We start from the raw sequence: 17,537 nt of genomic DNA, 5'->3' as shown, positions 1-17,537 counted from the left end.
CTCGCCGATGCCCGCGCCATCTGTCCGGACCTCGCGACCCGCCCGGCGGACCTCGCGCGCGAGGCCGCAGCACTTGCCAGCCTGCGCCGCTGGACGAGCCGATATGCCCCCATGGTGGCGCGCGACGGTGCGGACGGGCTGATGGCGGATGTTTCAGGCGTGCCGCATCTCTTCGGTGGGGAGGCGGAGCTGCGCGACGACCTGCATGCCCGGCTGGAACGGGCCGGGTTGCATGCCGCCAGTGCAATCGCCGGTACGCGCGGTGCGGCCTATGCGCTGGCGCGCCATGGCGGGGGAATCGTGGCCGATGGGCGGATCGTCGAGGGGATCGGACATCTGCCGATCGCGGCGCTGCGTGTGGGGCACGATACGGCCGAGGCTCTGGCCCGGGTTGGTTTGTCCCGCATCGCCGATCTGGCCCATTTGCCGCGTGCCCCTCTGGCGCGGCGGTTTGGCCCGGGACTGGTCTTGCGGCTGGATCAGGCGCTTGGGGGACGGGCAGAACCGGTTGCTGCAGAGGCTGAGGCCCCGCATTTCGGCGTGCGCATGACCCTGCCGGAGCCCATCGGGCTGCAATCTGACCTTATGGCTGGGCTCGAGCGTCTGCTGGAGCGCCTGTGCGCCAAGCTTGCCCTGCACGGGATGGGGGCGCGCAGACTGCGCCTGGAGCTGCGGCGCGTGGATCGTGGCACGGCACAGGTCGAGATAGGCCTCGCCCGCCCGATGCATGACCCGGCCCGTATCGCGGCCCTGTTTGCCCGGGGCGTCACTGAGATCGACGCCGGGTTTGGCATCGACGCCCTGCGGCTGAGCGCCCCCGTGAGCGAGGTCCTTGCCCCAGTGCAGATTGGCGGGGGTCCAACGATCCGTCATGAGGATGCGCTGGCCGACTTTCTCTCTTCCGTCGGCAATCGCATCGGCTTTGAGCGGGTGCTGCGGCTCTTGCCCGCCGAAAGCCGGATCCCCGAACGCAGCTTCCTTCTTGCCCCTGCGGCCTACGCCTCCCCAGAGCCCATTCGGGAGCATGCCGGGACGCTGCGACCGATCACGCTGTTTGCGCCAGAGCCGGTGACAGCCGCCTCTGGCAACCCACCTGCCAGTTTCCGCTGGCGGCGCATGCGGTTCACCACGCTGCGCGCGACAGGCCCGGAGCGTATCACCCCGGAATGGTGGTTTGACGACCCCGCCTGGCGATCGGGCCTGCGGGACTACTGGCGGATCGAAACGCAGGAAGGCCCACGGCTCTGGCTGTTCGTAACGCCACAGGTGCAGGGCTGGAGCGGGGCCGCCGGGGTGCAAAACTGGTATGTGCAGGGGGAATTCGCATGAGCGGCCCGACCTTCCAGCCCTATGCCGAACTCTGCGTCACGTCGAACTTCACCTTTCTGACCGGGGCGTCCCACCCCGAGGAGCTTGTGACGCGGGCAGCCGAGCTGGGCCTTGCCGCCATCGCCATCACCGACCGCAATTCGGTGGCCGGTGTGGTGCGCGCATTTTCGGCGCTGAAGGAACTGACCCGTCTGAGAGAGGAAGAGCAGGCCACGAGCGCACAGGACGGGCCAAGCATCCGCTCGCAGCGTGTGACCGACCATTCCAGCCGCCAGACAGTGCCGCATTTCACGGGCGAGACCGGGGCATTGGCCCTGTCGGATGCCCCCTTGCCGAAGCTGATCGCGGGCGCGCGTCTGGTCCTGAGCGACACCGCCGTGGAATGGCTCGCCCTGCCGACGGATCTGGCGGCCTGGTCGCGCCTGACACGGCTGCTGTCCCTGGGCAAGCGGCGTGCGCCCAAGGGAGACTGCCATCTGCAACAGAGCGATCTGACAGACTGGGGCGCGGGGATGATCCTGATCGCCCTTCCGCCAGACCCTCTGGACGATCCCAACTCAAAGAGCACCCGCAGTGACCTTCTGGGTATCGCCCGCAAGTTTCCCGGCCAGTGTTTCCTCGGGGCGGCACCGCGGTATGACGGTCGCGACCAGAACCGCCTCGATCAGCTGGCGCGGCTGTCTCAGGCGGCGAACCTGCCGATGGTTGCCGTTGGCGACGTGCTGATGCACCGCGCCGCCCGCCGCCCCATGGTCGATGTGCTGACCTGCCTGCGCGAAGGCTGTACCATCGACACCATCGGCATGCGGCGGCTGGCCAATGGCGAGCGGCGCCTGAAGTCGGGGGCGGATCTGGCGCGCCTGTTTCACCGTCACCCCGCCGCTCTTCGCCGCACGCTGGAGATTGCTGATCGCTGCGCCTTTCGGCTGAACGATCTGTGCTACCAATACCCTGACGAGGCGCAGGACGGCGAGCCCGCGCAAGACCGGCTGGCGCGCCTTGCCCGCGAAGGGCTTCACTGGCGCTATCCCTCAGGCCCTCCGCCCAAGATCATCCACCGGGTCGAGAAGGAACTGACCCTGATCCGCGAGGTGGCCTATGCGCCCTATTTCCTGACCGTGCATGACATCGTACAATTTGCCCGATCAAAGGGCATCCTGTGCCAGGGGCGTGGATCTGCGGCGAATTCGGTGGTCTGCTATCTGCTGGGCATCACCGAAGTGCCCCCCGAATCGATCACCCTGATCTTTGAGCGGTTCATTTCCAAGGAACGCGGCGAGCCCCCGGACATCGATGTGGATTTTGAGCATGAACGCCGCGAAGAGGTGATCCAGTGGATCTATGAGCGCTATGGCCGCGAGCGCGCAGGCCTGACCGCCACGGTTATCCATTTCCGCTCGCGTGCCGCCATCCGTGAGGTCGGCAAGGTCATGGGCCTGTCGCAGGATGTGATCGCACGGCTGTCGGGCCAGATCTGGGGCTGGTCGTCGGCGGCACCGGGAGAGGAGCGTTTGCGCGACGCGGGCCTGTCGCCCGATGACAGCCGCGTCCAGCTGGCCACCCGCCTGATCGGCGAGATCATCGGGTTCCCCCGGCATCTGTCGCAGCATGTCGGCGGGTTTGTCATCACCCACGGGCGCCTTGATGAGATGTGCCCTATCGAGAATGCCGCGATGGAGGATCGCACGATCATCGAGTGGGACAAGGACGATATCGATGCGCTCGGCTTGCTCAAGGTCGATATCCTCGCGCTCGGGATGCTGACCTGCATCCGCAAGGCCTTCACCCTGCTGCAAGACCATCGCGGGCAGAGTTGGACCCTGGCCAATATCCCGCCCGAGGACCCGCCGATCTATGACATGCTGTGCCGCGCCGATGCGATCGGGGTGTTTCAGGTGGAAAGCCGCGCGCAGTTGAATTTTCTGCCCCGGATGCGGCCCCGCACATTCTATGATCTGGTGTGCGAGGTGGCCATCGTGCGCCCCGGCCCGATTCAGGGCGGCATGGTGCATCCCTTCATAAACCGCCGCATGGGGCGCGAAGCGGTCGAAGATCTGGGACCTGCGATGATGGAGGTGTTGGGCCGCACGTATGGCGTGCCGCTGTTTCAGGAACAGGCCATGCAGATCGCCGTGGTGGCGGCAGGCTTTACGCCATCCGAGGCAGACCGTCTGCGCCGCAGCCTTGCCACCTTCAAGCGCATGGGCACCATCGGCAGTTTCCGCGACCGTTTCGTCAGCGGCATGCTGGCGCGGGGATATGATGCCGATTTCGCCATCCGCTGCTTCGCGCAGATTGAAGGGTTCGGCAGTTACGGCTTTCCCGAAAGCCACGCGGCCAGCTTTGCACGACTGGTCTACATCTCGGCCTGGCTGAAATGCCACCACCCGGCGGTGTTCACCTGCGCCTTGCTGAACAGCCAGCCGATGGGATTTTACGCCCCGGCGCAACTGCTGCGCGACGCCCGCGAGCATGGCGTCGAAGTCCGCCCCGTCTCGGTCAACCATTCGCTGTGGGATTGCACGCTTGAACCCCGCCCCGACGGCGCGCTGGCGCTCCGGCTGGGGTTCCGGCAGATCAAGGGGATGCGTGAGGAAGACGCGAGATGGATCGCCGCGGCCCGAGCCAACGGGTATCCCGATGTTGAAAGTCTCTGGCGCCGGGCCGGGGTGATTTCCGGCACATTGGAACGTCTGGCCGAAGCGGACGCCTTTGCCGCCCTCAACCTGTCCCGCCGCGATGCACTCTGGGCCGCCAAGGCCCTGAAAGCCCCTGCGCCGCTGCCGCTGTTCGGCCCGGACGGCGAGGGCGGCACAGAGCCGACGGTCTGCCTGCCGCAAATGACCTTGGGCCAGGAGGTCATCGAGGATTACCTGTCGCTGCGCCTGTCCCTGCGCGCCCACCCGATGGAGCTGCTGCGGCCGCGCCTTCCGGAAAGCCTGCCTCATGATCGGCTGGCACAGGCACAGGGCCGCGTCACCGTGACCGGCCTTGTCATAACACGCCAGCGCCCCGGCACCGCCTCAGGTATCATCTTTCTGACGCTGGAAGACGAGACAGCCTCGGCAAACATCGTTGTCTGGAAAAATATCTACGAGACCTACCGCAAGGCGGTGATCGCCGGGCGTCTGGTCCGTGTGAGCGGGCGGATCGAACGTGACGGCCCGGTCACACATCTCATCGCCGAAAGGGTCGAGGATGTCTCGCACCTGCTTGCCACCCTGGGCCGTTCGGGGATCATCGACTCCAATGACCGCCGCGCCGATGAGACCCGGCGCCCCGTTGCAGGCAGCGCAAGGTCCAACGCCCGCCACCCGCGCGAGCAGGCCAAAAAGCTATTCCCGAGCCGGGATTTCCACTAGGGACTGACTGCTCCGGAGGGTGTTCGCAGTGATGGGGCGACTGTTGAGACCCGCTTCGGCAAATGCCAGTGACTGAATACCTGCGTGGTTCAATGCCATCTGAGACCGCGACATCGATATCTCCGGGCTCGATGAAGAGTGTTGCGCGACCGAAAAGTTCAAAACACCTGCGAACAAGCCTGTCTTTGTCATGCGGGTCGCATCATGAACCCATCACCTAAGGGTTCTGTCGCAAACTTTCGGGTGAAGCGAGATGAGACTTCTGCTGGACGCAACTATCCCGCCAGCTGGCCGAACTGCGCGAAGCCGGACAGCCCTGATCTGTCGAATTGCCCTTTACGGATCATGTGAGCGACTTCGATGCCTGCCAGAGTGGCTGCCGCTGAATTGAGCGATTTAAAGGTCTGCATAGGGCGCGTAATCCTTTTTATAAAGCGATGGTCCTGCTCAATGATATTATTGAGATATTTCACCTGCAGGACGTCGATCAACCAGCACCAGCTATTCATAACCAGTAGGCAATTCATCTTGAACAGCCCCCGCCGCGTTCGACCCACTTTTGTCGATGACAACCTTGTCGGGCCAGCCATTTTTGCCGATGGCTTTAGCGAAAGAACGTGGTGGCGGCGGTTTCATCGCGACGCTCAGATAGCATAAAATCAATGGTTTTGCCGCTGTTGTCGACCGCTCGATAGAGATACGTCCACTTGCCCTTAACCTTGATATAGGTTTCATCCATCCGCCATGATTGACCGGTCGGCAACCTTGGGGCCGATTGCGGATGTGGTTTCACGGACATACGACCATGTATTTCGCATAGACCGTCCGGTCATGGAAAACGCCTGCATGATTGGGCGAGACGTCTTGGTCGCCATTTCTCTGGAAAGCACGCAGGCGGCAACACTTGACTGTTGGCGTCTTGGTCTTTGCCGGACTCGCAATGAACGGGATATGACGTTCACCAACAATCCAGTCGCTTAAAGCCATGTCGCAAAAGCTGCCATTCGTGAACCTCGCAACATCCAGCAAGGAGGGCGCTGACCCGACTTGCGGCGGCGCAGCGCCCAAATTTTCAGCGAAGAACGACACAGCCGGGTTGTGGCGTGTGGGCATGAGGCGGCAGCCAGCCCTTTCACGACATTCATGCCAGGCGCAGCAACCGCTTTGCTGCAGTAGCACAATCAAGTGCGCTGATCCCTGGAAGCTGACGCTCCGAGCGCTTTTGGATCAATCGGTGATGCTGCAGGCTGCTCGACCGGCAGAGGTGCGCAGGGGCCGCCTTTGCAAACTCAGCCTTCTGACGAGATCGGGTGACGTTTCTTGCTGCGATGCCGCGCGCAGAAGTCGCCGTTCGCTGCAGCTGCATCATTCAAGTATACCCGACCGGCAAAAGTGCGGACGGAACGGGCTTTCGCTGGAATTGTTCGAACGGCCGTTATGGTTTGCGCCGGATAGGTCCCAGCTCAGCTGAGGTATTGTACATCGCGGCAGCAATGTTGAAGTTGCAAGCATGGCAACCGAAACAGAGTTTTCCTTCGCAGCGCTTTCCGGTTCGGCCCGACGGCACATCCGCGTGTTTCAGATACACCAGTTCCTTGACCGTTTTGCGATGGGATTGACGGTTGCCGTTGTTGCTTTGGCGTTGACTGACCGAGGCATGGACCTCTTGCAAATCTCGCTTCTCTTCGGGGTCTACTCGCTCACGACCATGGCGATGGAACTGCCTTTTGGCGGCTTGGCCGACAGTGTTGGACGCAAGCCGGTCTTTCTGATGGCGGTCGTCGCCAGCCTGATTTCGCTCGCGCTCTTTCTCTCAACCAGCGATTTCTATGTTCTGGCACTCTCATTTGCGTTCATCGGTTTTGGGCGGGCGCTCAGGTCGGGCACGCTTGATGCGTGGTTTGTCGAAACGTTCAAGGCCGCCGCGCCAAACGTGGATGTCCAGCCCGCTCTGGCCAAAGCGCAATGGGCCAATGCTGTCGGTTTGGCCATTGGTGCCGTCCTCGGAGGCCTTCTGCCCGATATGTGGGGCTCCGTCGCAGAACGACTCGGTTTCAGCATCTATGATGTGTCCTATGCAGCAAGCTTTGGTGTGATGCTGGGCGTATTTGTTTTCACCATGTTGGCTATTGTCGAAAAACCACGTCCGATGAATCCCGGCGCACTCAGACAGGGGTTCGCTAACGTTCCGTTGGTGATCAAGGACGCGGGCCATCTCGCCCTCAAAAATCCTGCATTGTCGATGCTTCTGGCATCACTGGCGTTCTTTCTGATGGCGACCAACCCGGTCGAGGTCATCTGGCCGACCCATGCAAAGCCCATGTTGGATGAAGATTACGCAAACACCGTCATTGGTGCGGTGACTGCGATCTATTTCTTCTCCATCGCTTTTGGCGCATCTTTGTCTCCGCGCATCAGCCGGCTCTTCAGGCGGCGGCACGCCATGACTCTGGCTGCGACGTTTGCTTGCTTGGCGGGCGTTCAGATCGCGTTGGCATTACAAGGCGGTATTATCGGCTTTGTGACGGTTTTCATCCTGTATTCCGTGATCCTTGGTGTCAGCGAAACACCCGCCAGCAGCATTCTGCATCGCTGCGTAGAAGATCGTCAGCGGTCGACCATGCTGTCGCTGAGATCGTTGATACAACAGTTGGGGGCCGCATTGGGTCTGGCGTTGGCCGGAGCCGTCGCTGAAATATACTCCACACCTTTCGCGTGGATTGTCGGGGCGGCGTTTCTTTTCATTGCAGTGATCCTGGCCTTGATGCTGGTCAAACGCCTGGCCGTAGAAGCCGATAGCTGACATTCGTGCGTCACGCAGCATCGGGCAATCTAGGCTCGAGCAACTGACTTGCGACGGCACAGCGTGCTCTTGTGCCCACCTGCGCGGTGCCGGTTTTGCGGTGGGATGGGGCGGATTGGAGAATCCGCCATGACGACTGCAAACCTTCCCGCCATCCGGGCCCGCCATGCAGCTTGGAACACAGGCCGCCTTGTAGGGCAGAAGCGTCCCCTTATGCCAAAACTTGTCTGGGCAATTCGAGTTCGCTTCCAACTGGCAGAGCGCCATCGCGACCTCGCGCTGTTCAATACGGCGATCGACAGCAAGTTGAGAGGTTGCGATCTGATACGCCTGCGTGTCGCGGATATCTACACCGCTGGCCAGGTGAAGGAGCGGGCCGCGATTACGCAAAGCAAGACCTCTCAGCCGGGTCGTTTCGAGATCACGGCCGGGACGCGGGCATCGTTGAAAACGTGGATTGAATCGCCGCAGATGTTTGGATGAGAACACCTGTGGCCGGGGCGCTTGCATGATCGAGCCCACATTTCCACCAGGCAATATGCCCGGTTGGTTCGGGAATGGGTGACGTCCATCGGGCTTGAACCTAGCGCTTAAGGCACACACTCGATGCCTCGCACTAAGGTTGCGCAAATCTACCGCAAAACCGGGAACCTGCGCGCTGTTCAGCTTCTCCTCGGCCATACAAAAATGGACAGTACTGTCCGTTCTCTCGGCGTTGACCTGGAGGACGCGCTGACGATCTCGGAAGGTGTGGAAATCTAAAGCAGGGGACCGGCGTCCCGGTCGATCCCTAAAACGGCACGAGCCGGGAGGCCGCCGCTCGCAGCGTTTCTGACAGGCTACCGGTTCCAAGCCTTCTCGGACATTCATGCCCGGCGCAGTGCCCGCCCTGCTGCTGGCGCGAGATCCCGAGGCTGCCTTCCAGGAAGCCGACGCTCGGCCTGGTGATCCCCCCGCCTGTGATGCTGCAGGCTGCTCGACGGGCAGTTGCGCGCAGAAGAAGGAGTTGCAAACTCAGCCTTTCGACCGCGGCCGCCCATGTTTCAAGCTGCTACGCCGCTATCAAAAGGAGACAGTGGCGGCGCGCGCAGCATTTTGCTGGGTGGACAGTCGCAACAGCGGACATTGCAGCCATCGACGTCAGCAAGTACGCTTTCTTTCCAGCGTCGATCCGATCAGGCCCGGGTGCTACGTGACTAAATCTGCCCTTTTTCATGCGGCAGGACCTCTTACTTCTCTTGCGGACCAAGCATCAGGCAACTGCGTCGATAGAAGCATTGGTTAGCAGCCCGATATTTGACACAGCCCACCTGATGCGCATTATGATCGGTCATAGCGGCCCTTGGATTCAGTAATCTTTGCATTGGGCTGTAAACTTTAAAACAGGACTTCATGTGGCAATCGGTCGAAAATATCAGGAAGTCGCAAGTGCAATCCGCGATTTGAGCCACGCGGAAGATCTTGCCGTGGGTGCGCGGATGATGCCTAAACGTGCCTTGTCCGATCGTTTGAACGTGCCACGATCTCTTGTGCGCGAAGCGCTGATCCTTTTGGAGATCGAAGGTGCGGTCGAAGTCCGCAAGGGATCGGGCATATATATCTGCGCCAATGCATTTATGCCCAATATGATACGCCGCGATGATATCGGACCATTCGAGCTACTTCAGGCGCGCCAGGTGCTGGAGGCTGACATAGCGAATTTGCAGCCAGCAAGGTTACCGATGCTGATATTCAGCGCATGCGCGAGGCACTTAAGATGGAGCGCTCCGATCTTGCATCTGGCGGCGGCAACTATCAGGGTGACCGCCTTTTTCATCGCCTTATCGCGGAGGCGACGCAGAATTCCGTCCTGATCGACGTCATTGAGGATCTGTGGTGCCGCCGGGAATGCAGCCCGATGTGGGCGAAGTTACACAGCCGCATTTTCGAAACGACCTATCGGCAAGCCTGGTTTGCCGATCATCAGGCGATTCTTTCTGCGCTACAGGCCCGCGATGCGGCTGGCGCGCGACACGCCATGTGGACTCATCTGGACAATGTGCGAAACACGCTGATGGCCCTGTCAGATGTGGATGATCCGGGGTTCGACGGATATCTGTTCGAACCTGTCGCCCTCAAAGCCTGAAGGTCAATTCCGAAAACGACCCCCGCCCGGATGGTCGGAGGCCGCTTTTCATTTAGAAATTGAAGTTCAGTTCGACAACACCTCGTACCGCTCGCGCCGCAGACCGTCTGCGGCGGTGACCACGATGGCCCCATCCTGAACTGTGACCTGATCACCGTCGCTGACCGTTTCCAACATGTCTGCGACGGTGTTGGCAGACCGTGACCCCACCTGAATCGTCTTGGCGCGATAGTCGATATCCAGTTCGTCAGAGTGGATCAGCCCGCCAAAAACTGCCAGCTCGGTGATCGCCTTGTTTTGAAATGGTGCGTTGTTTCGCATCATGTAGAAATCCGACCCTCGTCGAACGTTTCTTTGCCGAGATCACATCGAGGCGCACCCGACGCGGCAGCTATTCCAGCGTCGATGACCTGGAGAACGCGATCCATGACTATCTCGCGCAGCACAACGAGACGCCCAAGCCCTTCAGGTGGAAGAAGAGCGCAAAGGACATCCTTGCCCGCGAACGCCGCGCACTGGACGCACTGGATCAAATCCGGGGAAACAGGTAGGAAATGTCAGGCTCAGAACACTAGTATGGCATAGCCGTCCATACCGGAGATTTGCTTACGCCAGCACCGCAATCCTCTCACAACACGCCACGTTTGAGTTTTTACTATGACGCTTCTGTCGTCGGAAAAAGGAAGGGGGCTGTTTTGCTGCTTGTAGAGCGGGCCACCTCTGCCGGGGGGCCTTGTGCCACAACCTTGCCGCCTTCGTTGCCAGCACCGGGGCCGATATCGACAACCCAGTCACTACGCCGTGCGACAAGCATGTTGTGTTCGACCATGATGACGGAATTTCCCGCGTCGACCAGCCGATCGAGCTGCGCCAGCAACAGGGTTACGTCCGCTGGATGCAGACCAGTCGTGGGTTCGTCCAGAACGTAAAGCGTGTCGCTGCGTTGTGCGCGCTGTAGTTCCGTTGCCAGCTTGATCCTCTGCGCCTCGCCACCGGACAGTTCTGTCGCGGGTTGGCCAAGGCGCAGATACCCAAGGCCGACCTGACGCAAGGCGGCGATCGCGCGAATGATTGCGGGGTCGTCGACAAAGAAGTCGTGCGCCCGCTCCACCGTCAGATCGAGGACCTCTGCGATGGTCTTTTCATTATAGCGGATGTCGAGCGTTTCGTCGTTGTAGCGTTGCCCGCGACAGACCGGACAAGGCGCATAGACGCTGGGAAGGAACAGCAGTTCGACGCTGACGAAACCAGCACCTTCGCAGTTCGGGCAGCGGCCCTTGGCCACGTTGAAGGAAAAACGTCCGGCGTCGTAGCGCCTTGCCCGCGCTTCCGCTGTTGCGGCGAACAACTTGCGCACATGGTCGAACAGGCCGGTGTAGGTTGCGAGATTGGACCGCGGCGTGCGGCCGATAGGTTTCTGATCCACAACGACCAGACGCCGGATATGCTGCATGCCATCGACGATGTGGCCATCGGTCGGGGTATCCAGTTCCTGCTCCAGCAGTTCCGGTTCGTTGTCAGTGGTCTCCGCCGCTCGCTTTTGCCCTAAGGCGTCACCCACGAGTGCAACGAGCGCCTGACTGACAAGGCTGGACTTGCCAGATCCTGACACGCCCGTCACCGTTGACAAAACCCCCAGCGGTAGATCGACATCGACCGCGTAAAGGTTGTTCCGGATCAGCCCTGCCAGACGCAGCCAGCCTTTCGGCTCTCTGGGGGTGCGATCGCCCGCGCGGGCGTGATCAAACAGATGCCGCGCGGTGTGCGAGGTTTCGATCCCGCGCAGGCCATCGAACGGGCCGCTGTAGACGACAGTGCCGCCATCGGTGCCCGCGTCGGGACCGACGTCCACGATCCAGTCGGCGTGACGGATGACACTGACGTCATGCTCGACCACAAAGAGAGAGTTGCCAGCACCTTTCAGGTCATCCAATGCACCCAGCAAGGCTTGGGTATCAGAGGGATGGAGGCCCGCTGACGGCTCGTCCAGCACATAGACCACACCGAAGAGTTGCGACCGGATCTGCGTGGCCAGTCGCAACCGCTGCAATTCCCCCGGCGACAGGCTGACAGTATTCCGTTCCGGCGACAGATAGCCAAGGCCAAGGCGCGTCAGAGCTGCCACGCGGGCCATGATGTCGCGGGTGATGCGTTGCGCAACGATTGCCTTTTCGGGGTTCATGTCATGCGCCACCGGATCCCGGTCCGCTGCGGTGTTTAGCAATGTTGCAAGATCGTTCAGCGTCAGCCGTGAGATCTGTCCGATGTCCAGCCCTTCGAAAGTGACCGACAGCGACTCGGGTTTCAGCTTCTTGCCGTCGCACGCCGGACAGACGGAAATATCCATGAACTGAGAGACGCGCTTTTTGGTGCGCTCGCTTTGCGTCGTGGCAAAGGATTTCAACACATAATTCCGCGCACTGGTGAAGGTGCCCATGTAGGTGGGCGAGCGATCCTCTTCCCGCGCCCGTCGCGTTTCCTGCGGTGTCATCCGCGCATAGACCGCTACCTCGGGGGTGTCGTCCGTGAACAGGATCCAGTCGCGGGTGTCGCGTGGCAGATCTTGCCAAGGTGTGTCGATGTCGTACCCCAGAGAGATCAAAATATCGCGCAGGTTCTGCCCGCCCCAGGCCGGGGGCCAACCGGCAATAGCACCGGTGCGGATCGTTAAGGTCGGATCGGGGACCAGCAGGTCTTCCGTCACGTCGAACACGCGCCCGATGCCGTGGCAACGCGGGCAGGCTCCGTCAGGGGTGTTGGGCGAAAAAGCATCTGCGTAGAGGATCGACTGCCCCATTGGGTATTCACCAGCACGGGAATACAGCATCCTCAAACCGTTGGAGATCGTCGTGACAGTGCCCACCGACGACCGGGCTGATGCGGTGCCCCTTTGCTGCTGCAAGGCGACGGCCGGTGGGAGCCCGTTGATGCTATCCACGTCTGCTTCGCCGACCTGATCTATCAACCGCCGCGCATAGGGGGAGACGGACTCAAGAAACCGTCGCTGGGATTCCGCGAATAGCGTGCCAAAGGCCAGAGAAGATTTCCCAGAGCCCGAAATCCCAGTGAAGACGACCAGCGCGTTGCGCGGTATGTCAATATCGACGTCCTTGAGGTTGTGAACACGCGCGCCCCGCACCTGCACACAATTCTCACGATCATCGGGAACGGGTTTACTTATGCTCTGGGTGATCTGATGACCTCATGTGCTGTTTTGGCAATTGGTGGTAGCCTTGAATGATCGCCTTCCGCTACCACAATGGATCAACATTAAAACCCCCACTGATTGTGGGGGCTTGGTCCTGACGCTTGGCCAGAACCTATTCCGCGAGTTCATTGTGGCAAAGTATCACGAGCGACAGATCGCTGAAATGCGCACTCGCGGCATTATCTTTACCCAGATCTACTCAACTCTGCCGGTCGAGCGGCCTGCTGCATAAGAATCGGCTGTGTCGTCCGGCCGAGCGACCGCTTTCGGGAAATTGGCCTCGGGATCTCGCGCCCGCTGCATCGATTTCGCTGCGCTAGGTACGAATGTCGCGAAAGGGCTGGCAACCGCCGCATGATGTGCTCCTTGATGCGGTTTTTGGAGGATGAACTCGTGCTGCACTGCCGCAAGGCAGCTCTGAGCCCTTCCAGTTCATCGCTGCGCGAGGAAGCTAGGTCCGCTATTGGCGAAAGTTTTCGGTCTGCTTTCGAGCTACCGCGCTGGAAAGCAGACCTTTAATGTTCGATGTCGTCCTCGTTTAAGGTTTTTCGATGCGGGCCTGGGCGCGGCTTTTCCTCTTGGTGCGAGGTGGGCCCGCGTAAGGAAACGTGACTAGGAGGAAGCCGTGTGGTCTGGGCGCGCGCTATGGGGAAAGCTCCAAGCCAGTTCAGCCGGGGGCGCTGCGAGATGGTAGTGCGTTGCATTATTTTGCATGAACTTGTGCCCTTGGGCGTCTTTTTCGGAGGGCTTTGGCATCAGTTTGCGCGCGTTTGTCGTCGTCAATTTTCCTTCCGCCAAGCCGGTACCGGCCCTGAATGTGATGCAGTTCAGGGAGTGGTCTCTGATCGGTGACGTGCATCTCGTCATGCGGCGACCTTTCTGGGCGGTGCGCGGGATTGCGGTTTCTGGCCGCGCAGAAAGGTCTCGATGATGCGCATCTGCCCGCCGCAACCGGGGCAGGGCTCGCGAAGTGTGAGCGGAATAGCATTGGTGACTGGCGGGTTACTATTCTGTTCGGCGATTTGAACGCCGAGCAAGGCGCGAACCTTTGCTATATTGGCCTTTCTCCCGGAACTGGCGAGCAGGCCGTAGTGACGGATGCGGTGGAACCGGTCCGGAAGCACATGGATGAGGAAACGGCGGATGAACTCGGATGTCGAAAGGCGCATGACGGCACGTTTGCCACCTGATTTGACACGATAATCCTTCCATCGGAACGCGACTGTGTTGGCATCGGCACTGATCAGGCGGCTGTTCGAGATAGCAACGCGGTGCGTGTACCGGCTGAGGTAAGCAATCACGGCTTCGGGCCCACCGAAGGGTGGCTTGGCGTCGTGTCGCAGACGCGCCTCCGGCGCGACGACCACCCATTCGATTTTACGCAATGGCGCGAGATACGTAGTGAAGGCCTGAGGTTCTGATAGCTCAGCGAGATCACCAAAAAAGACTAATTCCCCTGAGCGATGTAGCGCCAGTAGCCCTTCAATGAACAATCGGCGAAAAAGCCGTGACAGAACCCGCACGTGCAGAAAGAACCCTGGCTTGCAGGCGACCCAGCGGTTGCCGCTTGGCGACAGGCCGCCGCCGGGTACGATCATGTGGATGTGGGGATGATGGGTTAGTGCCGACCCCCAAGTGTGTAGGACACTGGTCATACCAACTCGAGCGTCCATACGCTTGGGATCAGCTGCAATTGTCAGCACTGTTTGCGCAGATGCTTTAAATAGCAGGCCGTAGACTGACCTCTTATTCCAATATGCGATCCGGGCAATCTCTGCCGGAAGGGTGAAGACCATATGGAAATATTCCACGGGAAGAAGATCCTCCGCCCGCGCCGCCATCCAGTCGCGCGCTGCTGGTCCCTGACATTTAGGGCAGTGCCGGTTTTTGCACGAGTTATATGCAATGTGATGGTGATCGCATTTGGTGCAGGCCGCCACATGCCCGCGCGATCCAGCGCGTCAGCACATAAAGGAATGTGTCAGCAAATGAGCGCTTGCCGAGATACCATTCGCCGCCGTTATCGCTCAGAATGCCGTTCATGCGATCATAGTGACCGGCAAGAGTCTTGTATGTCTTACGTTTGACCTCGGCCTGACCACTTTCTAGAATATCCGCCGCGCCTTGACCCTTGTCGGCATGGTTGGCCTCATGCGCGCCATCAGCGCCTGATGGGGGCTCTTGCCCGCCAATTTCGACTAAAACCGTCCCATAATCGCACCACAAAGGCGGTCCACGGGGCTTGGGGAGCCCAAACTGTCAGAGCCGTCCGAAATACATATAGGCAATCGACGCGGCCATTTTGTACGGCGCGGGAGGTGCGTTTCCACACGGTCTGGGTGGTTTTTGAACAGTCTGGACCGGCATATCGAAAGTAAGGTTAGAGACAAATGTAACACTGCTTAATTTGACGCGATATCGCCTTAACACTAAGGGCCAAGCCGACGACTGGAGAGTTATGTCTTGCAAAAAATAGAACTACAACTGAGCCGCGAACAGGTGGCTTTACGGTCCCAGCCCGATCTCTACGGTATCGAAACCAGTTCTGCATCTTATTTGAAGCAGAGGTTCAAACCACATGCTCACAACGAATATATCTTCGGGGTAATCGACGGCGGCATTCACGCTGTTTGGTGTCGTGGCGAGATGAACCAAGTGCCACTGGGTTCGGTGGTTACGATGCGTCCGGGCGATGTCCATCATGGTGGTGCAGGAAGCGAGGTCGGCTGGCGACAGCGGATGCTCTATATTCCTGAGCCGGAGATTGGCGCATTTCTGGAGGACATGACAGGGCATACTCCTACAGAAACGCTTGATTTTGGCGCGGCTTTCCACGCTCGGCCCGATCTGGCACGGCGATTTTCTATCCTCCACGAGACTCTGCATTTATCGGTTCAGCGGCTGTCGCGCGAAGTGGCGCTCGATACGCTTATTGGTATGCTACTCCGCGAACTGATGCCTCAGTTTTCCGCCCCCGAACGGCAAGGAAAAGGGCGGATTGCGGATGCGATGGATTACCTTGACAGCTGCGTTGAGCAGGATGTCTCGCTGGAGGATCTGTGCCGGATCACCGGCCTGCGCCGCAGGCAGACCATTGATGCTTTTCGGCACGCCACAGGCCTGCCTCCTCATGCTTGGCATCTGTAAAGGAATATGATGCTAGTGAAGCGCCTGCTTCGTGCGGGCATGACCTCGGCAGAAGCAGCGGCGCAGGCGGGATTTGCGGACCAGAGCCACATGGGTCGCCATTTCCGGGCGATTGTCGGCATCACCCCCGCCGCTTTTGCTAAAGGCTGACACCGCGTTTTCATTCTATATTGCGATACGCCGCATGGCCTAACTCGTCGTAACTTCATACGGAGTACAAGGACCAAGATGGCGGCACTAGAAAGTATCACGGCACGGCGCACGACGCTTTGGGCGGATTTAGCCGTATTGGGCGTGGCAGTTGTATGGGGGGCAAGCTACCCGGTCGCCAAGGAGGCGCTGGAGTATATGCCGGTGCTCTTGCTGATCTTCTACCGCTTTATTCTGACCGCGCTGGTCATGAGTGCGGTGGCCTTCCACGACCTGCGCGTAGCACGCTACGCGGATCTTCGCGCAGGAGCGCTGCTTGGAGGCATCCTCAGCGCAATTTTCCTCGCTGAGACATGGGGTGTGTCGATGACCACAGCCACAAACACGGCGCTGATCATCTCACTCTGCACGATCTTTACGCCTTTCCTCGAGTTTGGGCTGCAGCGCAGGCTACCTCCTGCCGGAATTATGTGTGGCGGCATGGTCGCAGTGATTGGCGTCATGGTACTATCGGGTGGATTGGGGGCACTCGGGTTCGGAGATCTGCTGGTTCTTTGCGCCGCCGGCCTGCGGGCGGTGATGGTGGTATCGACCAAGCGTCTGATGGAGGGTAGCCGCCTTTCTTCCGCCGCACTGACCGCGGTGCAGGCCGCCACTGTTGCGGGATTGGTCCTGGCACTACTTCTCGCACAGTCTGGGCCAATCGGGCTTCTGGTCAGAGCGGATATGAATGGCTGGGCTTCGATTGTTTTTCTCTCGTTGTTTTGCACGGTCGGAGCCTTTTATGTGCAGAACATGGCAGTTCGTCGCACCAGCCCGACGCGTGTCGGTTTTCTGATGGGAACCGAGCCGCCGTTCGGTTTCGCGCTTGCGTGGGCACTCCTATCCAAGCCCGCCACTCCCGCAGCGCTGTGCGGTGCAGGGCTGATCGTTGCATGCACATTTCTCGGCATCGCGAGCGGAAGGCAGCGTTAATTCATAAGGGGTAAAAGGACCTAAGACCGCTTGGTCCGAAAAAAAGACCTTTGAGAGCGCGCTAAAACGCTCGTTTTTGGCACATATGCAAACCGTCTCGTTTGACGCAGCCACAAACCCCGTTCAAAATCGATACAGTTGTTGAAGGTTTGTGGAAGATAACAGAAGCCACCTTTGTGCGCTCATCAAATGCCTGAAGTGCGCTGAGCTTGAGCGGCAGCATTGCGCACCATTGCAAACTCAGCCCTTCAACCTGATCTGGGTAAGTTTCGTGCTGCGCTGCTGGCATAAAAAGCAGAAGCCGACCTCAACTGCATCATTTTCTGGGTGAACCAGAGGCTCGCTGGAGGGAGCTGGTATTGTATTGGTGGAGATTCTCAGCCTCTCTGAGGCTGATGGCAGGGGGACATCGCAGACTTGGCGACATCCCCCGTCTTC

General features: G+C 59.9%; 11 protein-coding genes and 3 pseudogenes. 9 read left to right on the top strand and 5 right to left on the bottom strand.

The window, feature by feature from the left end; genetic code table 11:
• Together P775_RS14645 and P775_RS14640 are read left to right on the top strand one after the other, a co-directional pair.
• Positions 1-1,329 (top strand): Y-family DNA polymerase (locus P775_RS14645; protein ID WP_099911690.1); only part of this gene is annotated, 1,329 nt, incomplete at its 5' end.
• Positions 1,326-4,691, top strand: coding sequence for an error-prone DNA polymerase (locus P775_RS14640; protein WP_099911689.1), 3,366 nt, complete (start codon positions 1,326-1,328; stop codon positions 4,689-4,691). The genes P775_RS14645 and P775_RS14640, both read left to right, overlap by 4 nt.
• A 275-nt stretch (positions 4,692-4,966) precedes the next feature.
• On the opposite strand, the pseudogene P775_RS14635 reads toward P775_RS14640, so the two are convergent.
• Positions 4,967-5,451: pseudogene (locus tag P775_RS14635) on the bottom strand (IS6 family transposase); the annotation flags it as partial.
• A gap of 750 nt (positions 5,452-6,201) precedes the next feature.
• Between P775_RS14635 and P775_RS14630 the strand changes: the two are divergent.
• From P775_RS14630 to P775_RS28985, 4 genes and pseudogenes are all read left to right on the top strand, one after another.
• The gene (locus P775_RS14630) at positions 6,202-7,494 is read left to right on the top strand and encodes an MFS transporter (RefSeq protein WP_099911688.1); all 1,293 of its coding nucleotides are present in this window, start codon (positions 6,202-6,204) and stop codon (positions 7,492-7,494) included.
• A 129-nt stretch (positions 7,495-7,623) separates the two neighbouring features.
• Positions 7,624-8,256: pseudogene (locus P775_RS14625) on the top strand (tyrosine-type recombinase/integrase).
• Between the two features lie 632 nt (positions 8,257-8,888).
• A complete protein-coding gene (locus tag P775_RS28990) occupies positions 8,889-9,347 on the top strand; it encodes a GntR family transcriptional regulator (RefSeq protein WP_342749654.1) in 459 nt (152 codons plus the stop codon).
• Positions 9,233-9,619 carry an FCD domain-containing protein gene (locus P775_RS28985; RefSeq protein ID WP_245875703.1) on the top strand — a complete coding sequence of 129 codons (387 nt, stop codon included), beginning with the start codon at positions 9,233-9,235 and terminating at the stop codon, positions 9,617-9,619. The genes P775_RS28990 and P775_RS28985 overlap by 115 nt, the downstream gene beginning before the upstream one ends.
• Positions 9,620-9,685: 66 nt before the next feature.
• Here the strand turns inward: P775_RS28985 and P775_RS27630 are convergent, their stop codons facing one another.
• From P775_RS27630 to P775_RS29900, 4 genes and pseudogenes are all read right to left on the bottom strand, one after another.
• Positions 9,686-9,943 carry a hypothetical protein gene (locus tag P775_RS27630; RefSeq protein WP_143520916.1) on the bottom strand — a complete coding sequence of 86 codons (258 nt, stop codon included), beginning with the start codon at positions 9,941-9,943 and terminating at the stop codon, positions 9,686-9,688.
• 331 nt (positions 9,944-10,274) lie between these two features.
• Positions 10,275-12,758, bottom strand: coding sequence for an excinuclease ABC subunit UvrA (locus P775_RS14610; protein ID WP_099911691.1), 2,484 nt, complete (start codon positions 12,756-12,758; stop codon positions 10,275-10,277).
• A gap of 932 nt (positions 12,759-13,690) precedes the next feature.
• Positions 13,691-14,773 (bottom strand): annotated as a pseudogene (locus P775_RS14600) (IS91 family transposase); the annotation flags it as partial.
• Positions 14,724-15,053, bottom strand: a complete 330-nt coding sequence (locus P775_RS29900; protein ID WP_425439913.1) for a glutathione S-transferase family protein — start codon at positions 15,051-15,053, stop codon at positions 14,724-14,726. The pseudogene P775_RS14600 and the gene P775_RS29900, both read right to left, overlap by 50 nt.
• A gap of 237 nt (positions 15,054-15,290) precedes the next feature.
• Between P775_RS29900 and P775_RS14590 the strand changes: the two genes are divergently transcribed.
• The 3 genes from P775_RS14590 (at position 15,291) to P775_RS14585 (ending at position 17,099) form a co-directional block, all read left to right on the top strand.
• The gene (locus P775_RS14590; RefSeq protein WP_218967705.1) at positions 15,291-15,974 is read left to right on the top strand and encodes an AraC family transcriptional regulator; all 684 of its coding nucleotides are present in this window, start codon (positions 15,291-15,293) and stop codon (positions 15,972-15,974) included.
• A 15-nt stretch (positions 15,975-15,989) separates the two neighbouring features.
• Positions 15,990-16,124, top strand: a complete 135-nt coding sequence (locus P775_RS28540; protein ID WP_218967704.1) for a helix-turn-helix domain-containing protein — start codon at positions 15,990-15,992, stop codon at positions 16,122-16,124.
• Between the two features lie 78 nt (positions 16,125-16,202).
• Entirely contained in the window at positions 16,203-17,099 is an 897-nt protein-coding gene (locus P775_RS14585) for a DMT family transporter (protein WP_099911685.1), read from the top strand.
• Positions 17,100-17,537 lie beyond the last annotated feature (438 nt).

Origin of the sequence: Puniceibacterium antarcticum, assembly GCF_002760615.1 — a bacterium.
GTDB lineage: Bacteria > Pseudomonadota > Alphaproteobacteria > Rhodobacterales > Rhodobacteraceae > Puniceibacterium > Puniceibacterium antarcticum.
This window is presented reverse-complemented; position numbering and strand designations above follow the sequence as displayed.

Bases quoted from the DNA above. Each gene is read 5' to 3' on its own strand.
- P775_RS27630 (WP_143520916.1), bottom strand. From the start codon at position 9,943: ATGATGCGAAACAACGCACCATTTCAAAACAAGGCGATCACCGAGCTG.
- P775_RS14630 (WP_099911688.1), top strand. From the start codon at position 6,202: ATGGCAACCGAAACAGAGTTTTCCTTCGCAGCGCTTTCCGGTTCGGCC.
- P775_RS28985 (WP_245875703.1), top strand. From the start codon at position 9,233: ATGCGCGAGGCACTTAAGATGGAGCGCTCCGATCTTGCATCTGGCGGC.
- P775_RS14585 (WP_099911685.1), top strand. From the start codon at position 16,203: ATGGCGGCACTAGAAAGTATCACGGCACGGCGCACGACGCTTTGGGCG.
- P775_RS14640 (WP_099911689.1), top strand. From the start codon at position 1,326: ATGAGCGGCCCGACCTTCCAGCCCTATGCCGAACTCTGCGTCACGTCG.